The sequence below is a fragment of the Providencia sp. PROV208 genome, from assembly GCF_028479465.1.
GTDB lineage: Bacteria > Pseudomonadota > Gammaproteobacteria > Enterobacterales > Enterobacteriaceae > Providencia > Providencia alcalifaciens.
Genome location: NZ_JAMPNS010000001.1, coordinates 67,186 through 88,982, shown reverse-complemented (window position 1 = coordinate 88,982; position 21,797 = coordinate 67,186). Strand labels below are relative to the sequence as shown.

15 protein-coding genes are annotated in these 21,797 nt (G+C 44.6%); all 15 read right to left on the bottom strand.

Annotation, left to right across the window (positions count from 1 at the left end):
- Positions 1-108 precede the first annotated feature (108 nt).
- Positions 109-1,587 (bottom strand): ribosome biogenesis GTPase Der, encoded by a 1,479-nt coding sequence (der, locus tag PR766_RS00390; RefSeq protein WP_006658623.1) that lies wholly within the window; start codon positions 1,585-1,587, stop codon positions 109-111.
- A gap of 130 nt (positions 1,588-1,717) precedes the next feature.
- On the bottom strand, positions 1,718-2,890 hold the full coding sequence (bamB, locus tag PR766_RS00385) for an outer membrane protein assembly factor BamB (RefSeq protein ID WP_036963899.1): 1,173 nt from the start codon (positions 2,888-2,890) through the stop codon (positions 1,718-1,720).
- 21 nt (positions 2,891-2,911) lie between these two features.
- On the bottom strand, positions 2,912-3,535 hold the full coding sequence (locus PR766_RS00380; RefSeq protein ID WP_036974983.1) for a YfgM family protein: 624 nt from the start codon (positions 3,533-3,535) through the stop codon (positions 2,912-2,914).
- Between the two features lie 10 nt (positions 3,536-3,545).
- Positions 3,546-4,823 carry a histidine--tRNA ligase gene (hisS, locus tag PR766_RS00375; protein WP_006658626.1) on the bottom strand — a complete coding sequence of 426 codons (1,278 nt, stop codon included), beginning with the start codon at positions 4,821-4,823 and terminating at the stop codon, positions 3,546-3,548.
- Positions 4,824-5,037: 214 nt separating this feature from the next.
- Entirely contained in the window at positions 5,038-6,159 is a 1,122-nt protein-coding gene (ispG, locus tag PR766_RS00370) for a flavodoxin-dependent (E)-4-hydroxy-3-methylbut-2-enyl-diphosphate synthase (RefSeq protein WP_006658627.1), read from the bottom strand.
- 178 nt (positions 6,160-6,337) lie between these two features.
- Positions 6,338-7,285 carry a cytoskeleton protein RodZ gene (rodZ, locus tag PR766_RS00365; protein WP_036974985.1) on the bottom strand — a complete coding sequence of 316 codons (948 nt, stop codon included), beginning with the start codon at positions 7,283-7,285 and terminating at the stop codon, positions 6,338-6,340.
- Positions 7,286-7,484: 199 nt separating this feature from the next.
- Positions 7,485-8,684, bottom strand: a complete 1,200-nt coding sequence (locus PR766_RS00360) for a bifunctional tRNA (adenosine(37)-C2)-methyltransferase TrmG/ribosomal RNA large subunit methyltransferase RlmN (protein WP_006658630.1) — start codon at positions 8,682-8,684, stop codon at positions 7,485-7,487.
- A gap of 171 nt (positions 8,685-8,855) precedes the next feature.
- Complete coding sequence (ndk, locus tag PR766_RS00355) at positions 8,856-9,281, bottom strand: nucleoside-diphosphate kinase (RefSeq protein ID WP_006658631.1); 426 nt, start codon at positions 9,279-9,281, stop codon at positions 8,856-8,858.
- A 287-nt stretch (positions 9,282-9,568) separates the two neighbouring features.
- Positions 9,569-11,890 carry a peptidoglycan glycosyltransferase PbpC gene (pbpC, locus tag PR766_RS00350; RefSeq protein WP_154636378.1) on the bottom strand — a complete coding sequence of 774 codons (2,322 nt, stop codon included), beginning with the start codon at positions 11,888-11,890 and terminating at the stop codon, positions 9,569-9,571.
- Between the two features lie 113 nt (positions 11,891-12,003).
- The gene (locus PR766_RS00345; RefSeq protein ID WP_154636377.1) at positions 12,004-17,043 is read right to left on the bottom strand and encodes an alpha-2-macroglobulin family protein; all 5,040 of its coding nucleotides are present in this window, start codon (positions 17,041-17,043) and stop codon (positions 12,004-12,006) included.
- Positions 17,044-17,282: 239 nt separating this feature from the next.
- Positions 17,283-17,735: an enhanced serine sensitivity protein SseB C-terminal domain-containing protein gene (locus PR766_RS00340; protein WP_006658636.1), complete on the bottom strand. Its 453-nt coding sequence runs from the start codon at positions 17,733-17,735 to the stop codon at positions 17,283-17,285.
- 113 nt (positions 17,736-17,848) lie between these two features.
- Complete coding sequence (gene pepB, locus PR766_RS00335) at positions 17,849-19,144, bottom strand: aminopeptidase PepB (RefSeq protein WP_154636376.1); 1,296 nt, start codon at positions 19,142-19,144, stop codon at positions 17,849-17,851.
- A 257-nt stretch (positions 19,145-19,401) separates the two neighbouring features.
- A complete protein-coding gene (gene iscX, locus PR766_RS00330) occupies positions 19,402-19,602 on the bottom strand; it encodes a Fe-S cluster assembly protein IscX (protein ID WP_006661301.1) in 201 nt (66 codons plus the stop codon).
- Positions 19,603-19,609: 7 nt separating this feature from the next.
- Positions 19,610-19,942, bottom strand: coding sequence for an ISC system 2Fe-2S type ferredoxin (gene fdx / locus PR766_RS00325; protein ID WP_006658639.1), 333 nt, complete (start codon positions 19,940-19,942; stop codon positions 19,610-19,612).
- Positions 19,943-19,944: 2 nt separating this feature from the next.
- Positions 19,945-21,795: a Fe-S protein assembly chaperone HscA gene (hscA, locus tag PR766_RS00320; protein WP_006658640.1), complete on the bottom strand. Its 1,851-nt coding sequence runs from the start codon at positions 21,793-21,795 to the stop codon at positions 19,945-19,947.
- Positions 21,796-21,797 lie beyond the last annotated feature (2 nt).

Below are 21,797 nucleotides of genomic sequence, written 5' to 3'. Positions count from 1 at the left end.
CAACGTTAATTTTTAGGGCTGTGGGAGTGCCGATTATTAATAAGAAAAAGCCGTAACAACACATTTACGTTACGGCTTTGGTCTGTTTATCGCGCGAACAGTTCGCTATTAACGCTTTTTCAAATGCTGCATTAAGCGTTTACGTTTACGTAGCTGAGTTGGCGTCAATTTGTTTTTCTTATCCGCATATGGGTTTTCACCCTCTTTGAATAGAATACGAATTGGCGTTCCCATCACATTTAATGAACGGCGGAAATAGTTCATTAAATAGCGCTTATAGCTATCGGGTAAATCAGAGACTTGGTTACCGTGGATCACGACGATTGGCGGGTTATGACCCCCAGCATGGGCGTATTTCATTTTCACACGGCGACCACGAATCAGTGGTGGCTGGTGCTCATCTTCTGCCATTTTCATGATACGGGTTAACAGTGCAGTACCGACGCGACGAGTTGCTGACTCATAAGCTTCTTGTACCGATTCAAACAAGTTACCGACACCACTGCCATGCAATGCAGAGATAAAGTGAATACGTGCAAAGTCCACAAACCCAAGACGTAGCTCCAGCATATCTTTAACGTGCTCGCGATCTTCAGGTTTCATTCCATCCCATTTATTCACTGCAATAACCAGTGAACGACCTGCGTTCAAGATAAAACCTAACAGGGAAAGATCTTGGTCAGAAATACCTTCACGCGCATCGATGACCAGAAGTACAACGTTCGCATCTTCAATCGCTTGCAGCGTTTTGATCACCGAGAATTTTTCAACCGTTTCGGTGACTTTACCACGCTTACGAACCCCTGCAGTGTCGATGAGAATATATTCACGCTCATCACGCTCCATTGGGATATAAATACTGTCACGGGTTGTCCCCGGCATATCAAAGACAACAACGCGATCTTCACCTAAAATACGGTTCGTCAGCGTTGATTTACCCACATTTGGGCGTCCGACAATCGCCAGTTTAATCGGTAACGTAGAGGGATCGAAATCGTCTTCATCTTCTTCAGAAAGTTCACCTTCCGCTTCAAGCTCCGCCCAATAAGCTGCGTTAGCTTCTTCGTCGGTGAGTTCAATTTCTTCGTCTTCAACCTCAATGAAAGGTTTTAAAGAGTGCTCAATTAGCTGAGTTACACCACGACCATGAGATGCGGCGATCGGGTAGATTTCCCCCAGACCCAGTGAATAAAAATCACCAACAACGATATTGGCATCAATACCATCAGTCTTGTTGGCAACTAAATAGGTTTTTTTCTTGCGGCTGCGTAAGTGTTTAGCGATGCCTTCATCCGCAGGCATTAATCCCGCTCTGGCATCTACCATAAAGAGGACAACATCAGCTTCTTCAATCGCTTGGAGCGACTGTGCCGCCATGTGGGTTTCTACGCCCTCTTCTGTACCATCGATACCACCCGTGTCGATAATAATAAATTCGTGCCCTTCAACTTCTGCACGACCATATTTACGATCACGAGTCAGACCGGGAAAGTCCGCTACAAGTGCGTCACGGGTACGGGTTAATCGATTAAATAACGTGGATTTTCCTACGTTTGGACGCCCAACCAGCGCTACGACGGGTATCATTCTTAAGTGCCTCACAACTTTAATTAACTAATAGAATTCTGAGGCTTAAACTCAGAAAACAAAAAAACGAAACGGCCCCTGTATTCAGGAACCGTTTATTTTATCGATAAATTGTCTGCTTGTCAGGAAATTAACGTGTTAACAGGTAAACTGTTCCGTTTCTTGCCTGAACCATCAGTTTATCACTTGCAATGACAGGACGGCTGTGGATCCCTGAACTGTTCAATTTATTCTGTGCCACAAATCCGCCAGTGCTGGTATCTAGCCAGTGTAAGTAACCTTCTTTGTCACCCACAACGATGTAGCCATTATAAACTTCTGGTGCCGATAATCCGCGGTTAAGCAGCTGGTCTTGAGTCCATAACGTCACACCATCACTCTTACGAACAGAAAGAACGCGATCCGTTTGGTCAACTAAATATAAGTTATCACCCGATAACACCATATCGTTGATAGAACCCAAATCACGTTTCCACAACATCTGACCGGAACGCATATCTAACGCAGCTAATGTGCCGTTGTAAGCAATTGCATACACTTTGCCATCATCAATAACTGGCGTCATGTCCACATCATTCAAACGACCAATTTCTGTTGAGCTGGTGACTTGAGAGATACGTTGCTGCCAAATCAGCTGACCTTGAGACAACAGAACCGCACTAACTCGACCATTATCACCACCAACAATAGCGGCACCAAATGCAACCGCAGGCGCAGACTCACCACGTAATGAAAGCGATGGAGTGTCCATATTCACAGTCCACTTAATCGCGCCAGTCGCGGTATCCAGTGCCTGTAATTGACCATTGCTAGTGTGGATGATAACCATATCGCCATTAACGACTGGTTTGGATAGGGCTTCGCCCGCCACTTCCACATCCCATAGCACTTCACCGTTTTCTTTATTCAGCGCGATAACTGTACCACGCTCAGTGCCGATGAAAATTTTGTCATCATAGATGGTCAAACCACCAGACAGTAACGCAGATAAATTGGCAGAAAGAAAACCAGTACGTTTCGATAAATCGACAGACCACAGCTCTTTGCCGCTTTCAAGCTCAAGCGCTTTAACTAAACCTTTGCGATCCGCAGCATAAACTGCCGAGCCATCCCATGCTGGAGAGAGTTCAGAATAGAACTGCTCAACACCATTACCAACGGACTTATCCCAAACAATTGAAGGTGTAAATTGATTCTCAACCTGTGGTAATGGCGCCATCACAATAGAATCAGTTTCGCTGGAACAACCGGCAAGTAAAGCTGAAGCAACCAGGCCTACCAAAAGAGTTTTGCGCAACTGCATAGTGTGTCGTTTCCTTTCTTCTTATGAATTAGATACGTTGTTCAATTTCAGAGTCAAAATGCCTCTGAGTGATTGAGAACCTTCACTTTCTAACCCCTGAGTGTATGCCGCTTTAGCGCCGGATTTATCACCCTTCTGGAGTAAAGCATCCCCACGGACATCCTGTGCCGTAGCTTGCCATGACTTACCTTGAATCTTTGCAACTGAAGCAAGCGCTGCATCTGCATTACCGAGCGCAAGTTGGATACGTGCTAAACGCAGATTAATCACATCTTGCATATCAACAGTTTTTGCTTTCGCTAATGCGTCCGTCAGTGCTTTCTCAGCACTGGCTAAATCGCCTTTATCAGCAAAAACTTGCGCCAGTTCCAGTCCAGTCATTGCACTGTAAACATCGTTAGTTTCTGCTGCAAATTTTTGCGCAGCTTGAATACCTTCAGCTGAGCCTGAACGCAGTTGTGTATTCACCACTTCGTATTTTGCTGCGCTTTCTTGCAACACATTCGACTTGTGTGATTGCCAATAGTTCCAACCAAATACACCACCGACACCAATTACCAGCCCAACAACTAATGCAACGCCGTTATTCGCGAAAAAACGTTTGATCGCATCAACTTGATCTTGTTCGTTTGTATAGACTTCCACTTGTCTCTCCTTAACCTAACAGCGCAGCGATACGCGATGCCACGAGTTGCTGTGAAATAGTTTCTTGCTCACCAGTACGTAAGTCTTTCAACGTCACTTGGCTATTGTTAATTTCGTCTTCACCTAAGATCAGGGCAATTTTCGCCCCTTGCTTATCGGCACGAGCGAGTTGTTTCTTAAAGTTGCCGCCACCGTGGTTAGTCATTAAACGTAAGGTTGGTAACTCATCACGGACTTTCTCTGCAATTAATAACGCAGCTTGTTGGCTATTTTCACCAAATGAAGCCAGATACACATCTGCAACTGAAGTGTCCGCTGTAAATTCTGGGTTCACCTCTTGTACGAGCAGAACCATACGTTCCATGCCCATAGCAAAACCCACTGCTGGCGTCGCACGACCGCCCAGTTGTTCAACTAAACCATCATAACGACCACCAGCACAGACAGTGCCTTGTGAGCCTAACGCGGTAGTGACCCACTCAAATACCGTGCGGTTATAGTAATCTAAACCACGAACTAGGCGCTGGTTAACTCGGTATTGAATACCCGCGTTATCTAGTAACTTGCACAGACCTTCAAAGTGCTCACGGGATTCTGCATCAAGATAGTCAAACAGAGCAGGAGCATCATTTAATAATGCTTGGATGTCTTGGTTTTTAGAATCCAAAACACGCAGAGGATTGCTATACATACGGCGTTTACAATCTTCATCCAGTTTATCTTTGTGCTGTTCAAGGAACGCCACTAATGCGTCGCGATAGTTTGCACGCGCGTCTAATGAACCGATTGAGTTAAGCTCAAGAGTCACATGCTCACTGATCCCAAGTGCACGCCACCAGCGGGCAGTCATTAAGATGACTTCAGCATCAATGTCAGGACCTGCTAGACCAAAAACCTCAGCGCCAAGTTGATGAAATTGGCGATAACGCCCCTTCTGTGGACGCTCATAACGGAACATAGGTCCTAAATACCACAAGCGCTGTTCCTGATTGTACAGCAAACCATGCTCAATACCGGCACGGACACAACCTGCGGTATTTTCTGGGCGCAGTGTGAGGCTCTCTTCGTTACGGTCATTGAAGGTGTACATCTCTTTTTCAACAACGTCAGTCACTTCACCAATCGCCCGACGAAATAACGGGGTCTGCTCTACAATCGGGGTACGAATTTCACTGAAACCATAACCTTGTAAGATATTTTTCAATGTTGCTTCGATTTTTTGCCACACTCTAGTATCTGCTGGCAAATAGTCATTCATGCCGCGAATGGCTTGGATATTTTTTCCCACTTTATTTCTCTATTTTCAGAATTACATAAGGTCGATTATAAGAGCGAAATGTCATCAGGTTCAATCAACAAACTGCAAATCCACCGAGGAATCGGGAATTATCTGTTGATTTTGGTCGCTATGGCGTAATTTTAAGAAAAAATTACCGTGATTAACACCGCTAATCACGGGCATAAATAGAAAAACTGACTCATGAGGAGCCAGTTTCTAATTATTATTTTTCGATTTGATTAACATTTATTCGCATGCTTTCGTCCAGCATTGCCGCTTTGGCACGAATTTTGGCTTCTAACTGGTCAATAATGTTGTCATTATCAAAACGCTCTTTTTGACGAACACCATCTTCGTAGAATCCACTTTTGGTTTTTGCACCCGCAACACCTAAGGTAGAGACTTCCGCCTCTCCTGGACCATTCACGACACAACCGATGATAGACACATCCATTGGCGTAATAATATCTTCCAGTCGCTGTTCTAACGCATTCACTGTGCCAATCACATCAAATTCTTGACGTGAGCATGTTGGGCAAGCAATAAAGTTGATGCCCCGAGAACGAATACGCAATGATTTGAGGATATCAAAACCGACTTTAACTTCTTCAACGGGATCTGCTGCGAGAGAAATACGTAATGTATCCCCAATCCCTTCCGAGAGCAGCATGCCTAAACCGATAGCCGATTTCACTGAACCTGAACGTGCACCGCCCGCTTCTGTGATCCCTAGATGAAGAGGTTGATCAATTTTTTGTGCTAATAAACGATAAGATCCTACCGCAAGGAAGACATCGGACGCTTTGACGCTAACCTTGAATTGGTCAAAGTTGAGCCTATCCAGAATATCCACATGGCGCATTGCCGATTCAACTAGAGCTTCCGGCGTTGGTTCACCGTATTTCTCTTGAATATCTTTTTCTAGCGATCCGCCATTCACACCGATACGGATCGGGATATTGTAATGGCGAGCACAATCAACAACTTGACGAATTCGTTCTTCACTGCCGATATTGCCAGGGTTGATACGTAGGCAGTCAACGCCATATTCTGCGACTTTTAGGGCAATACGGTAGTCAAAATGGATATCAGCGACCAGAGGTACATCAACTTGCTGTTTGATGAGCTTAAAGGCTTCTGCTGCATCCATTGTTGGAACAGATACACGCACAATGTCCACCCCAACGCGCTCAAGCGCTTTAATTTGGCGGACAGTGGCTTCAACATCAGTTGTACGGGTATTGGTCATTGATTGAACAGCGATAGGTGCGCCGTCACCGACAGGAACATTACCTACATAAATACGCGTGGATTTACGTCTTTTGATTGGTGATTCGTTATGCATTTTAGTTTAATTCTCCGAACATCCATGTGCTCATTATAATACCATGGCGCTCTTTAATATCATGGCATAGTGTATGGTCATTGCTTTAACGCGCCCCACTATACACAAGAAAGCAAACTATAAACTATCACAAAGAGTGTTTTAGGATAGAGTTTGCTTCTTTCAATTCGTTACATTTTTATGCTTCTGGCAGCTTAAATTTCGCGGAACGTTTCGCTTTGATAAAGCGGCTTAAATCAACGTCTTTACCTTGGAATTGCACCGTGACATTCGCCGGAGCCCCAATATTTAAACGGTAAGGTTGCGCCCCATCAAGTTCAAGTTTATCGCCACTATTTTTCATGCCGCTGAATAACACTTTATTATTTGCGTCACGAATTTCTAACCAGCACTGACCAGAGAAATTCAACGTTAAGCCATTGCTCGTTACTGCTGGCATATCTACTGTTTGAGTCGCATCCGCTTGGACTCTATCAACGGAAGGGATAGTTTGTGGCGCATTCGGCAGAGGGATCGTTTTTACGCCATCTGTCTCAGTATTCGTCGTGGTTGTTTGGGCATCCGTTAAGACGGGAGCAGGCTCTGCCTGTTCGGCACTATTGTTGTTCGCAAGCGGTGCATCAACAGTGACATTGCTAACAGGCTCACTACTCGTATCTTGCTGAGTCAGCACTAAGTCATTTTGGTTAGCCATCGTCAGCAAATCTTTTTGTTGCGCATTATGGTCTTGCCACCACCAGATACCAATCATCGCAATCAAAATAATGACGATCAACCAAGTCAATTTCATTAGCCAACCTTCACGTTTTTTGCGCTTTTTGCCTAATGAGTAACTTTGCATTGGAGAAACATTCGGGGCCTGTGCAGGAACATCACTTTTCAAGAGGGAATTGATGTCATTCTCAGGAATTCCAACCATTCTCGCATACAGACGAATATAACCACGTAAAAACGTCGGTTCAACACCCGCAGGATGAATATCTTGTTCTATTTCCTTTACCGTACTCACTTTAAGACACAGTCGCTCCGCAACCGCTTCTTGCGTTAAACCCATATGTTCACGCGCTCGGGATAATAATTGTCCTACAGTGAGAGAAGTTTGTTCGGTATTATTTTCGATAGTCATTTGCTGGCAACACTGTTTCCAAGTTTAATAAATATAAAGTGGATTTTACGCCACCTTACCCGTCTGCGTACGTCATAGTTTTCAACAACAATAAACATGATATGCCGCTTTAACTATTGTAGGCGAACCAGGACGTTTTGCCTAACCATAAAACGCCCTGAATCATAAGCTAACCCACTGATTAGATATTATCTATATATCAGACTGATTTAACCTGGATAGGTTCCCCAGCAAGGCGTTTTTTCAAGGTTCGTTTCGTCCTATCAATCACATCACCTGCAAGCTGTCCACATGCAGCATCAATATCATCACCGCGAGTCTTGCGAACTATAGTGGTAAAACCGTATTCCATCAATACTTTAGAGAAACGGTCAATGCGGCTATTGGAGCTACGACCATAGGGAGCACCTGGGAACGGGTTCCATGGGATTAAGTTGATTTTACTCGGCGTGTTTTTCAAGCATTCCGCTAATTGGTGCGCTTGCTCAACGCTATCATTGATATGATCAAGCATGACGTACTCGACTGTGACACGTCCCGCATTCGCATTGGATTTTGTTAAATAACGATTCACACTGGCTAAGAATGTTTCGATATTATATTTCTTATTGATTGGTACGATTTCATCACGTACATCATCTGTTGGCGCATGCAGCGAAATTGCAAGCGCCACATCAATCATATCGCCCAGTTTATCCAACGCAGGAACAACCCCTGATGTTGAAATAGTCACTCGGCGTTTTGACAAGCCAAAACCAAAATCATCTAACATGATTTCCATCGCAGGAACCACATTATTTAAGTTCAATAACGGCTCCCCCATCCCCATCATCACCACGTTGGTGATAGGACGACGACCGCTAGACTTCAGCGAACCGATGATTTTAGCCGCACGCCAAACTTGTCCGATGATTTCGGAAACACGTAAGTTACGGTTAAAACCTTGCTGCGCGGTAGAACAGAATTTACATTCCAGTGCACAGCCAACTTGAGAAGAGACACACAGTGTTGCGCGATCAGCTTCAGGGATATACACCGTTTCAACCAGTTGATCACCCACTTTGATAGCCCACTTAATTGTGCCATCCGATGAACGTTGCTCATCAGCAACTTCCGGCGCACGAATTTCCGCGACTTCTTTTAATTTGGCACGAAGCACCTTGTTGATATCGGTCATTTGATCGAAATCATCGAAACAATAGTGGTAAATCCACTTCATAACTTGATCTGCACGGAAAGGCTTTTCGCCGAGCTCAGCAAAAAATTCGCGCATCTGTTTACGGTTTAAGTCCAGTAGATTGATTTTTTGATTATTTCTTTGCGGTTGATCGTTTTTTTCTGGCGTAACAGATACAGCAGAAGGAGTTGCACACTGTGCATTAGTAGTCATATCAGACATTGAGTTTGCCTCGTTATTACACTTTCGGCAGTGCGAAAAGCACGACGTAAAATAGGGATTGCGATTAGTCAGGACGACTAAAAATAAATCACCCTGTTAACGCAATAATTAACAGGGCGACATATTGTACAAATATTATAACAATAATGCTAATGCATTATTGAGAACGCCTTAGCGTGGGCAGATTTCGTCAGCAGCGAAGAAATACGCGATTTCACGTGCAGCAGATTCTTCAGAGTCTGAACCGTGAGTTGCGTTTTCAGTGAAGCTGTCAGCGTAATCAGCACGTAAAGTACCTGCTAATGCGTTGTCTGGGTTAGTTGCGCCCATCAGGTCACGGTGACGTTGAATTGCGTTTTCGCCTTCTAACACTTGTAACATGATTGGACCAGAAGTCATGAATTCAACCAGACCATCAAAGAAAGGACGACCTTTGTGCTCAGCGTAGAAGCCTTCAGCTTGTTCACGAGTCAGGTGCATCATTTTAGCTGCAACGATTTTGAAGCCTGCGCTTTCAAAACGGTTGTAAATTGCACCGATGACGTTTTTCTTAACTGCGTTTGGTTTGATGATAGAAAATGTACGTTGAACAGCCATAAATAACCTCTTAGCGATTGACTTGACTTTTACTCTTTATTCTCTGCTTTATTTCTCTTACTTAACCCAATGTTCCCACTAGGATTTCAAGAGGGGCATATGAAGAACCAAGAATATGTGTCTGTTGTAGTTTTTATATTATTTCTATTCCTGATGTTAGGAAGCAGAAAAATAGGGCGTTGATTATAGGGGCTTGGATTACAATTTCCTACAGTCACAACAACATTTTGTTAATCTTTTTATAGCAAAAAATGCTAACTTTTTAATTAAGTCACTGTTTTATGCTATCACTTCACCTTAAAGTTGATAGCAGTCACCTGTCCACTCATATCTAAGACAGATATTTGGTAGTTTCCACTTTTTTCGAGCGTCAGCAAAATTGCCCCATTTTGCTCTGTATTGTTCACTTGCTCACCGTTTAAAAACCACCATTTTTGTCCTTGCCCACCTTGAGTGAGTAAACGCAGGTCTAAACTGGTTTTTCCGGGTAAACGCTGGAGAACTTCCCCTTCGCGGATCCCAGAAATTAACAATGGTGGCATTTCAAGGTTCAATGGAGGACATGCCGTATCTGGTTTAGGTAGTCGATTTACCCGTTTTTCACTTGCCGGCAACCATGACTCTACAGTGATCGGCCATAAATGGATCTCTTTTTCTTCCGCATTCGGGCAATCCGCCGCCACTTGTAAACCTTGTTCATTGACCCACACTTTTTGTCTGAGTCCCAATGAGGATTCTTGATCTCGTGCCATTAACGTTGGTGGAATTGTATTATCTAAAATCCAACTCAAACGACGCTGGCGACAATTACTATCTTCTTTCAATAATGAGGTTCCACCCGGCCAGCAAATGACGGCTTGGCTGACACTCGCAGGTCTTGAATCTTTTGGGAGCACTTCGCGAGATTGATAAATCCGCGTCAATAGCATGTTATTGACTTGATTCATGATAGGAATAGCAGTGGCATAGCCAAGCTGCCCCGCAACAGGTGTCGCATCAGGGCGCCCGACCCAAACGCCAATGGTATATCGAGGATTTACACCAATCGCCCACGCATCACGGTAACCATAACTGGTTCCTGTTTTCCAGGCAAGATTTGGTTGTCCAGATAGATTTGCATCCGGTACAGGACGCGCTTCTCCAGCCATAATTCGACGAACAATCCATGCCGCCCCCGGTGACATCAAGGCTCGGTCGCGAATCACATCCGCTGGTCGATAACGCAGTGGAGACACTTTTCCTTGGCGAGCAAATGCACTGTATGCCGACACTAAATCTTCCATACGCGCTGCTGTTCCGCCTAAGATCAACGATAAATTGGGTTCTCCCCCCACAGGAAAACGCAGCTCGGTTCCGACATTACGTAATTGCGCGGTAAAACGCTTACTGCCGTACACATCCAGCAGTTGCACAACAGGCAAGTTTAATGAGCGCACTAACGCATCACTCACACTGACAGGGCCATTAAAGCCGCTATCAAAGTTACCGGGACGATAATCATTAAATCGACGAGGCACATCTTGTAACAGTGATTCGGCGTGGATCAAGCCGTCATCCATGGCCAGCGCATATAAAAATGGCTTGAGTGTTGAGCCGGGCGAGCGCCATGCACTGATCATATCCACGTGACCAAAGCGACTATCATCCTGAAAATCAATCGACCCGATATACGCTTTCACGCTCATATCCGTGTGATCAACCACCAGCAATCCTAATGAAGTTTGCTTGGGTAATTGGTTTTTCCAGTTCATCGCCATATCTTCAAGCTGCTTTTGCAGGCTAGCATCAATGGTAGTTTCCACGATGGATTCTTGGGAATCTTTAACCATCCGACGTGCCAATAATGGCGCTAAATGCGGATTTTTACGTGGGGCAAGCCAGATTTGCTCTTGCTTAATTTCATTGACTTTTTCAGTACTCCAAACTTGGTATTCAGCCAGTCTGTCGAGTACTTTATCTCGTGCTGCTTGCGCCCGTTCTGGGTATCTATCAGGTCTTAAACGACTTGGCGCTTGGGGTAAAACCGCAAATAATGCTGCTTCACTTGCGGTTAATTTTGCGGGGGATTTATTCAAATAAACCCAGCTGGCAGCACCTATGCCCTCAATCGTGCCCCCATAAGGCGCACGGTTAAGATACATTTCGAGGATTTCATCTTTGGAATAGTGATATTCCAGCTGTGCGGTACGCCATAACTGTTTGAGTTTTCCGCCAAACGTACGCTCATGTGGGTCAATCAGCCTTGCCACCTGCATTGAGATGGTGCTGCCCCCAGAGACAATGCGCCCAGAGCTCACTAACTGCCCAGCTGCACGCATTAATGAAAATGGATTAACCCCCGGATGCTGGTAAAAATGGCGATCTTCATAGGTTAATAACGCGTCAATATATTCTGGCGAGACCTCATCTAATTTAACGGGGAAACGCCAAATTCCTTCTTTATCGGCAAAGCGCCATAACGGAGTCCCATCCCCCGCGACGACCGTGCGTGCCATCTCAATCTGCTTGATTGGCAGCGGCCAAATTTTATCTGCGGCTAAAAAGGCCAGTGGCAATACCACGACCAAAACCAGTAGCGTCCACCCAATGCGACGTAGCCATCTCTTCATTCGTCAATATACCGAGAGTTATTATTTGTTTTTATGATACTAAAAAAAGAGGGAAACACACGCTTCCCTCTTTATCTTCATCTAAATCAATAGCGATATTGATTCAATGTCAATTAACGAACCACTTCCAACTGACCATCGGAGTAACCCGTTGCACGCCACTCTGGCACATACATGGATTCCACCTGTGGTACTGGTTTGTTATATACACCCGGCGTTACTGCGCGAGCTAAGTAAACCAGTGTAGTTGGACGATATTGTTGAACTTCTACTGCCGCAACAAAACGGTCATCACGGTATTCCATGTGACGAATTTGCGACTGCTGCATATCATCAATCATCTCTTGCAGATTTGGCGCAGATTCACTGAGGTTCGCGCTGCTATTGGCTAAGTTTTGGTTTTCCAACTCTAAGCCTGCAGGTAATAAATCCACCACCAGTGCATCAGGGACAGTTTGGTTGGCATTCACTTCCAACTTCACCACCACCATTTCGCCGCTTCTTAATCTATCGATTGAAATACGGTTGCCTTTCATATCGTAGTAACTGCGTTTGATATCCAGCACATTTGAGTATGGCTTCGGTGAACGCATCGGATAACCGACAACATTCAAGCGAGTATACAGTGTGCTTGTACCGCTGTTTTCAACACTATAACCATTTACTAGCTGTTGTTTAGTTAAGAACTCACTCACTGGTTTATCTGAAACCAATGGTGGCTCTTGACCATTGACTAGCGCTTTCCATGGTGTTTCTGTTTCATTAGCATAGAAACGACCGGCTAAGTACAGGGCATTGCTCTCTTGAGTTGAGAAATACTTCTGTGAAGTCAGGTTGTTAGATAGCGTTTGCAGTTTTTGGTCACGGGATTTTGGCATCAAGTTATATTCATTTAACAATGCCACGATCATCGCATCATCACGGATCGCTGAACCATAGTCACCAATGCTGCTGTAACGTGCGCTCTGTTTCTTCATACCATCAATAATGGCACTTTCACCACGCGCTTTATCACCCATCAGGTTTAATGCCACACCCAGTTGAACTAACGCTAAACCGCTGGTCGCATTGTTGGCTTGACCATAGATTTGACGCAGTGCTCCTAATGGCGCTTTCTGCTGAGTCGCTAACACTAAGCCCGCATAGGCTTGGATCGCAAAACGGGATGCGTCTGGCTGATCCGTGTACGGATAACTCACTTGGCTACCATCTTGTAAGTAGCTTAACAGGCGTGTATTCGCATTATTTAATGCACTTTGCGGTACAGAGAAACCACGCTGATTGGCTTTATTTAAGAAATCCGTCGCATAGGCGGTTAACCAATACTCTTCACGTCCCATTTTATCCCACAAGGAGAAGCTACCGTCGTCACGCTGCATGCTCAATAAATGAGGGATCCCTAACTCAATCGCTTTATGGCGATCAGCGTCAGTTTGTGAATTAATCCCCAGTTTTTGCAGTTCAGCTTGTGTAGAGAACAGTGACGGATACAGCCCACTCACGGTTTGTTCTAAACAGCCGTATGGATACGCGAACAGCTCGCGAATATAGCGTGCAATTTGCAGTGGTGGACGACTCGTTAGCAGAACTTGCCCTTCCAGCGTATCTTGCTGTAAATAAGCAAAATCATTGGTTGGTAATGACCAAATTTCACCCGGCTCAATCGCGGTAGCAAATGCTACAGTTTCAGCCGGTTGTGCTGGACGCACGCCCACTTTCCAACTGTTTTTGTACTCTTTCTCCGCTTCCCCTTCGACTTTCACGCCGTTAATGGTCATGGAGACTTCACCTTCACCAAAACCATAATCAGCACTGACTGGCAGCGTCACTGTGGTACGCTTGCCCTTGGTCAGTTCGATATCACGGGTTGGTGCACCGTCTAATTTCACCATGCCCGACGCTTTAAATGTGACAGTCACATTCTGCGTATTGTCGGTCATGTTGGTAAGATCTAACGCGAAGTAAGATTTATCGCCCCCCGCCATAAAGCGCGGCATCGACATTTGCGTCACTAATGGTGCAGCAACCACTACTTTGCTGTCAGCATGACCAAAATCTTTTTGGTTCCACGCTTGCGCCATAAGTCGCAGCTCTCCATTAAAATCAGGGATAGCTAACGTAATTTCTCCTTCGCCATTTTTATCTAAGGCAACAGGTTGCGCTTGTTCTGCAATAATCTGCACTTCAGTTAATGGTTTCATACCACCACGCTCAAGTGCGGCATCTTCACCATCACCACCAAAGCGCAGATTGGCTAGCTTCCCTTGCCCTTCAATTAAGTGACCATACACATCGTATTGGTCAACGCTGTAGCGCTTACGACCAAAGAAAGCATCGTAAGGGTCTGGCGTTTTAAAATCCGTGATATTCAATACGCCAGTATCGACCGCAGAGAGCAATACATTCACTGTTTCAGGCAGTGGCTTGCCATCTTGAGAAGTGGCTTTGATCTTCACTTTCAGATCTTCATTTGGACGCATTTTTGTCGGTGCGTTCAGTGCCAATGCAATCTTACGATTTTCATCGGCTAGCGGCAGGTGTAATACCCCAACGGCGCGTTTAACAGTCGCCTCTTTGGAATCATCTCCTGGGCGAACAACCACCGCAGAGATATATAAATCATGGCGTGCCCACTCTTTATTCACCGGCACTTCCACATCTAACCCGCCAGCTGGGACATCAATTTCCTGCCACCATAATGGTGCACTGCTAGATTCAAGCAGAATATAACCTTTACCTGCTTTTGGCGCTTCGATGCGGACTTTGGCTTTTTCACCCGGTAAGTAAGCTGGTTTATTCAGACTGAGTTTCACTTGGTCAGGACGAACAGAACCACTGCCTCCCGTATTATCTTGCCAAGAGAAGCCTGCCCAGAATTGAATGCTACTGACAAGCTCATTGTCAGGGTTGGTAATTTCTAAACGGAATGAGCCCCAATCCACTGGGAATGAAATCTTAGCGGTACCATCTTTCGCAATGGATATATTTTCATTCGCCATCACCAAATCTTTTTGGTCGTAGTTAGAGACCCAGCCGCCACTTTCTGACCAGCTCCAATAGTAATCACGACGCTCATACACTAAACGCGCCGTGAGGTTTTCAGCAGCCAGCTTGTGTCCAGCCATGTCTGACATGACAATTTCAAACTCAGCTAAAGAGTTTTCATCGACGTTATAACGTTTTGTGTAACGGTCAGTTCGGTAATCGTAGATCTCTTTTTTCTCGAATAACGGACGAATACCAACAAGTTTTTTCGCTGGCCAGATCGCTTGTTCAGCACGGCGAGTCACCGGACGACCGCCCGCCTCAAGTAAGCTAGCTTGCAGAACAGCGGTAATCGGGGAGCGTGTTGATTCCCAATTACTTTGTGGTAGGGAAATCACAGTTTCGCCATTGTTATTCAAGGTTAAATCAAACTCATCCAGCTTACGGGGTAATCCTTCTTCATTAGTCGCACCGAACTCAAAACCTGGTAATTTCGCCACTGCTTCGCGGTTTGCTTTCAGTAATACTTGCCCTTGCAGCTGATTATCTGCTGCTGGTGCGCCATAGAGATAACGACCTTTAATATCAAATTCAACAGGCTGCGTGATTAATACAGGTTTTTCGCTGCCTGTAATATCCAGAGCCATACGCTCTGGCATAAAATCTTCAACGTTAAATTTGTAGTAACGTTGTGGAGACCCGTCACCTAAATCAAAACGCAGTGACCAGCCACCCGTTTCAGCATTTTTAGGGATCTCTAGCTGATACTGATACAGACCATCTTGTTTTTCATCGCCCTGCCACACAAAGCTTTTGTAGACTTGACCATCGGTCTTTAAGACATCCACTTTAACTGGCTGAGATTTCACAGGCTGACCATCGCCATCACGCAGTAAACCATTCACTAACAGTAATTCACCGGGACGATATAAATCACGAGGACCAAAAACAAAAAACTGTTTGGCATAACCGGAAGGACCCGAGATATCAAACTCAGACAAGTCTAACGCAGGCTGAGTCAGGTCAATCATACTGGTTTGCCCTTCGTGGGTTGCCAGCAATAATTTACCGCCCGCTAGTTTATCTAGCTGAGCGTGACCGTCACCATCAGTAGTGCCCTTCGTCACTAACTGACCTTTTTCATCTAAAATACGTAGTTCGACGCCTTTGATTGCCGAACCTTTCGCTAATGATTGCGTGAAAATATCCACACGATCATGGTAGCTATGTAATGACACACCGATATCACTTAAGGTAAAGACTGTCGCTGGGAATTGATAACTGTAGCTACCCGCTTTTTGCATGATCGCCAAGTAGACGCCATCTTGTTGCAGCTCTTTAATATCTTTCAATGGCAAGAGAATGGATTGGCGGGTATTTTTGTCTGGGTTTAAATCAAAGCGCCCAGTGTAGGCTAATTCAACTTTGTCGAGGAACTCATCGGAATACCAGTATTCATAATTGCTGCGGTATTGCCACATTGCGAGGAATTGCGGTAACTGCTTTTCATCAATACGGAAAAAGTTAACATCGATTTTATCCACGTTCAAAGCGATAACCGGTAAACCTTGTGCCACTTTACTGGGTAACAGCGACCCTTTACTCGCAAACCCAACGGTTGGAATAATCTGCGCAGTTTGGAATTTTTTCTCGAAACTGTTTGTAATGGTACGCTCGTTAACGGCTTTCACACCCGGATTAACGGAAAGATTTAATTCTTTCGATGGCGGTAAATGACGGAAACGTAACTCCATTTGGTTATCAGACAGTTCCCAATCTCCATCCAGTTTGCCGGATTTTACATCCACCAGATTCAGATACTGACCAAAGTTTTGATTCGGTTGTAATGGCACCGAGAACGTCACCACCATGGCGCTCGCACCATCAAGTTGCAATTCTGAGGCATCCAAAATTTCCAGATCTTTCCCGGCATATTTTTTCACTAACTCTTCATTGGAAAGCTTAGGCGCTGCCTGCTTTTGTTCTGCAACAGGCGCCGTTTTAGTACTCGTTTCTGCCGCTGAGGTGGAGACATTACCCTCTTTTTTCGTGGTATCGTCAGTATTATCGCAGCCCGCTAATGCCATAACGGACGCTAAGGCTAATGCTACATAACGCTTTTTCGTTTTTAGACCCGCCAATGAAGTCCAACTTGATTGTTGTTTCATTACCGCCCCATCCCTTATTAAGTTAATTTATTATGTTAATGAAGCTCAAGAGCAGCTCTTGAACTTAAATACGTTGCGATGATTGAGCTTAGTGTGTAATCCGCAATAATAAGCATGCGCATTAATTGAATGCATAATTTAACAGAATGTAACACCAACACCTATCAGACAAAACGGAAAAAATGACATGAAAAAATAAAGACGCGGTAAAAGCCGCGTCTTTATTTTAGAGGAGGAAATTAGGTATTTTTGATGGGGATGCTGTCGCGTAAGAAGCTGCCTAGACGGCGCTGGTAAAAAGGTGCCACATGCTGGGTAATGAAGTGACTTAGCCCTTTTTCGTCTTCATTGACGACACAAAAATCAATAGACTCATCTTCGTCAATATATTCGCACGCGGTTGCGCCAGCTTCTTGAATAATTTCATCGATATTTTCTGCGCCCGGAACAAATTCCAACGCTATCATCAAAATATCATCAAATTGTTCATCTTCCACTTCTTGAACCGAAACAATAAACGCGCGTCGTACGACTTTATGTTGTTTAAAAAACTCACTGAGCGCCGCTGTCAATTCTTCAGGTTCTTGTTCGAGAACGCTTAATTTTAATGAAGAACCTTCCGGCACCGTGAGTTCAGTAAACTGAACATCGGATTGCGAGTCTGTTGTTAGGTTTTGGGATTGTTGCGTCATTCAATATCCTCTACAACCAAAAATATTATCGTCTAAATTCAAAAACCATTCATGTTAAAGAAAAAATCGCAGGCTGCATTGACTGCACCACTGCGATTTCATTATAACGCGAATTATTTTGATTTTTTGAGAAGTAAGTTGGCTAATGTTCTCACACCAATACCGGTTGCCCCTTCTGCCCATAAACTCACTGGTGATTTACGGTAAGTTGCTGAACAATCGATATGTACCCAGTTTTGACGGTAGTTTTCAACAAAGTGAGACAGGAAGGCTGCCGCTGTACTTGCACCCGCCGTATGAGATGGTGCAGCGATGTTATTCAGATCAGCAAAACCAGAAGGTAATTGCTGACGATGGAATTCAGCTAATGGTAAACGCCAGAATAATTCAAACTCTTCGTCTGACGCTGACATTAACTCAGCCACTAATTTGTCATCAAAACTCAATACTGAGTGGTAGTCATTGCCGACTGCGGTTTTTGCTGCGCCTGTTAAGGTTGCTGCATCAATCAGTAAGGTTGGTTTATCGTTGCTTGCATCAATCAAGCCATCTGCCAGAACTAAGCGACCTTCCGCATCTGTATTCATGATTTCAACAGATTTACCATTACGATAACGGATAATATCCCCTAACTTGAAGGCATTACCACTCACCATGTTATCAGCAATACACAGGTATAATTTCACACGTTTGTTTAAACCACGAGTAATCGCAAGCGCTAACGAGCCAACCAATGTTGCCGCACCACCCATATCCGCTTTCATCGAGTTCATTGAAGAAGAAGGCTTAATGCTATAGCCTCCTGAATCGAAAGTAATCCCTTTACCCACTAAACAAGCAAACACTGGCGCTTTTTCGTCTTTGCCTGGGTTGTAGTCCAACGCCAGCAATACAGGAGGACGGCTAGATCCACGACCCACGGTATGAATACCCGTGTAACCTTGTTCTAATAGATCATCACCTTTAACAATGCGGTAGCTAATATCTTGAGCGCCCACTTTGCACATTAGGTCGATTGAACGTTGAGCGAGCTGCTCCGGTCCTAATTCTTCAGCAGGCGCATTGATGATGTCACGAACCCAATCAATCGTATTAATACGCTGTTCTAATTCTTTGCGATCCGCTTCTTGTAAAGCAGGCCACTCGATAGTTCTTGCCCCTTTTGGTGCGCGAAAACCCTGCCAAAATGCCCAACTTTTTTCTAAGTCCCAGCCTTCGCCAGTTAATGACACATTGCGAATGCCTTGGCTATCTAATTTACGACCAGCACTTTGTACAGCACACAGTTTGCCTGGGTGCTTAAGATGGATAGTCATGCCTTTATCGTTTGAACTTAATAGAGCGCCTTCGCCCCAGCATGGCGCTGCAGGTTCACATGTAATCATGAATGGCATAATTTGTTTGGTCATTATTTTTCTCACTTTATCCACTAAGTTAATTATTGCGGGTCTTGAATTTAGCAGACCATTAAATTTAGCTTATCACTTTCTGCTATAAATCTTTGCTAATTCACCAACTATACCCTAAAAATGGTCATAATATTGAGTTTAGTACCTATCGGATTAATAGGCTCTTTTGGATCATTTTATTTTCTAATAGGTCATATCACAGATGAAAAAAAACCGGATGCAATTTATTCATTGCTATCCGGCTTTATCCAACTATCTTATTCGTATTCATCCAGCCAGACTAACAAAATGGCTTCAAGGATTTTTTCGTTAGATTTCTGAGGGTCATCCTCAAAATCTTCTAAATCGCAGATCCATTGATGCATGTCGGTAAAACGCACGGTTTTTGGGTCTGTATCCGGATAAGCATCATAGAGCGCTTCACCGATTTCACGACTGTTTGTCCATTTTAAGCTCATAGCTAACTCATTCTCTAGCATGGTTAATCGTATACTTCGGAATATCGACAACCAGATCTTCATCCGCCACTAATGCTTGGCAGCTTAAACGGCTTTCCGGCTCTAGGCCCCAAGCTTTGTCTAGCATGTCATCTTCGAGTTCACTGCTCTCTTCAAGTGAGTCGAATCCTTCACGCACGATGCAGTGACAAGTTGTACATGCACAGGACTTTTCGCAGGCGTGGTCAATTTCAATTCCATTGCGCAGTGCTACGTCTAAAATAGATTCGCCCTCTTGTGCTTCAACGACAGCACCTTCCGGACATAACGTACTATGAGGTAAAAAAACGATTTTAGGCATAATTATATCTCATCCACAGAATGGCCAGACAACGCCTGACGAATAGAAGCATCCATTCGGCGAGCGGCAAATTCTTGGGATTTCTTATCCAGTTGTTTAATTGCATTTTCAATAACAGTAGGGTCTGTGCCTTCTACTGCTTGGATTAACTCATTGACTGCATTATCAATTTCTAACTCTTCGGTTGGAGTCAGTAAATGTGCATCTTGCTCTAATGCAGTCGTTAAACTTTCAAGCACTCTTGCCGCTTCAACTTTTTGCTCCGCTAAGCGGCGCGCATTCAAATCCTCTTGCGCGTTAGTCATTGAATCTTTAATCATGGTTGAAATTTCAGTATCAGTTAAACCGTAAGAGGGTTTAACTTGAATCGATGCTGCTACACCTGTGGATTTCTCCATCGCACTCACGCTGAGTAAGCCATCTGCATCAACTTGGAATGTGACACGAATATGAGCCCCACCCGCTGCCATTGGCGGAATATCTCGCAGAGTAAAACGGGCTAATGACCGGCAGTCTGCCACCATTTCACGTTCACCTTGTACTACGTGAACGCTCATCGCGGTTTGCCCATCTTTAAAGGTTGTAAATTCTTGCGCGCGAGCCACAGGGATCGTGGTATTTCGTGGGATCACTTTTTCCACTAAGCCGCCCATCGTTTCCAAACCTAATGAAAGTGGGATGACATCTAATAGTAGCATTTCGCTATCAGGTTTATTACCCACTAAAATATCAGCTTGAATTGCCGCCCCAATTGCCACAACTTTATCTGGATCGATAGAGGTTAATGGCGTACGACCAAAAAATTCGCCCACTTTGTTACGAACTAATGGGACGCGAGTTGAACCGCCAACCATCACGACATTCAGAACATCACTGTTTTCCACTCCCGCATCTTTTAATGCACGGCGACATGCCATTAAGGTGCGCTTTACATGAGTTTCAATCAATGACTCAAAGGTTTCACGGCTGATGTTACCTTGCCAGTTTGGCAGTGTAATCGTTGCTGAATCAGCATCACTTAACGTGATTTTCGTTTCAGTGGCAATGTTCAATAGCTGGCGCGTTAAGTGGTGATCTCCCTGAACAGAAAGTCCCGCTTGCTGTGCAATCCATTGAGCTAGCACATGGTCAAAATCATCACCGCCTAAGGCTGTATCTCCACCGGTTGCTAACACTTCAAATACACCACGACTCAAGCGTAAAATTGATACATCAAAAGTACCGCCACCTAAATCATAAACCGCGATAACTCCTTCTTGGCCTGAGTCCAAACCATAAGCTATCGCAGCTGCTGTGGGTTCGTTTAATAAACGTAGAACATGTAATCCCGCTAAACGAGCAGCATCTTTCGTCCCTTGGCGCTGCGCATCATCAAAATAAGCTGGAACAGTGATCACGACACCATCCATTTCTCCGCCAAGCGTTTGCTCTGCTCGCTTTGCTAGCGTTTTTAAAATATCAGCAGAAACTTGAATTGGATCGACTTGCCCGGCAGCCGTTTGGATAAAAGGCAAACCATTTTCGCTAGCTGTCAGCTGATAAGGTAAATTTGGATAACGAGCTTGAATATCAACCAATGAGCGCCCCATCATTCGTTTTACAGAAATGACAGTGTTCACTGGGTCTTGCTCAGAAAGTTGTTTTGCTTCCCAGCCGACAATACGATTATCCGTTTGATAGTTCACGATTGAAGGTAGCAGATAACGACCGTGTTCATCGGGTAACACCGCAGCTTCACCACTACGAACCGTCGCAATCAATGAATGTGTTGTACCAAGATCGATGCCCGCCGCCAATTTACGTTGGTGCGGTGCAGCGGTCATTCCCGGTTCACTTATTTGTAATAAAGACATAA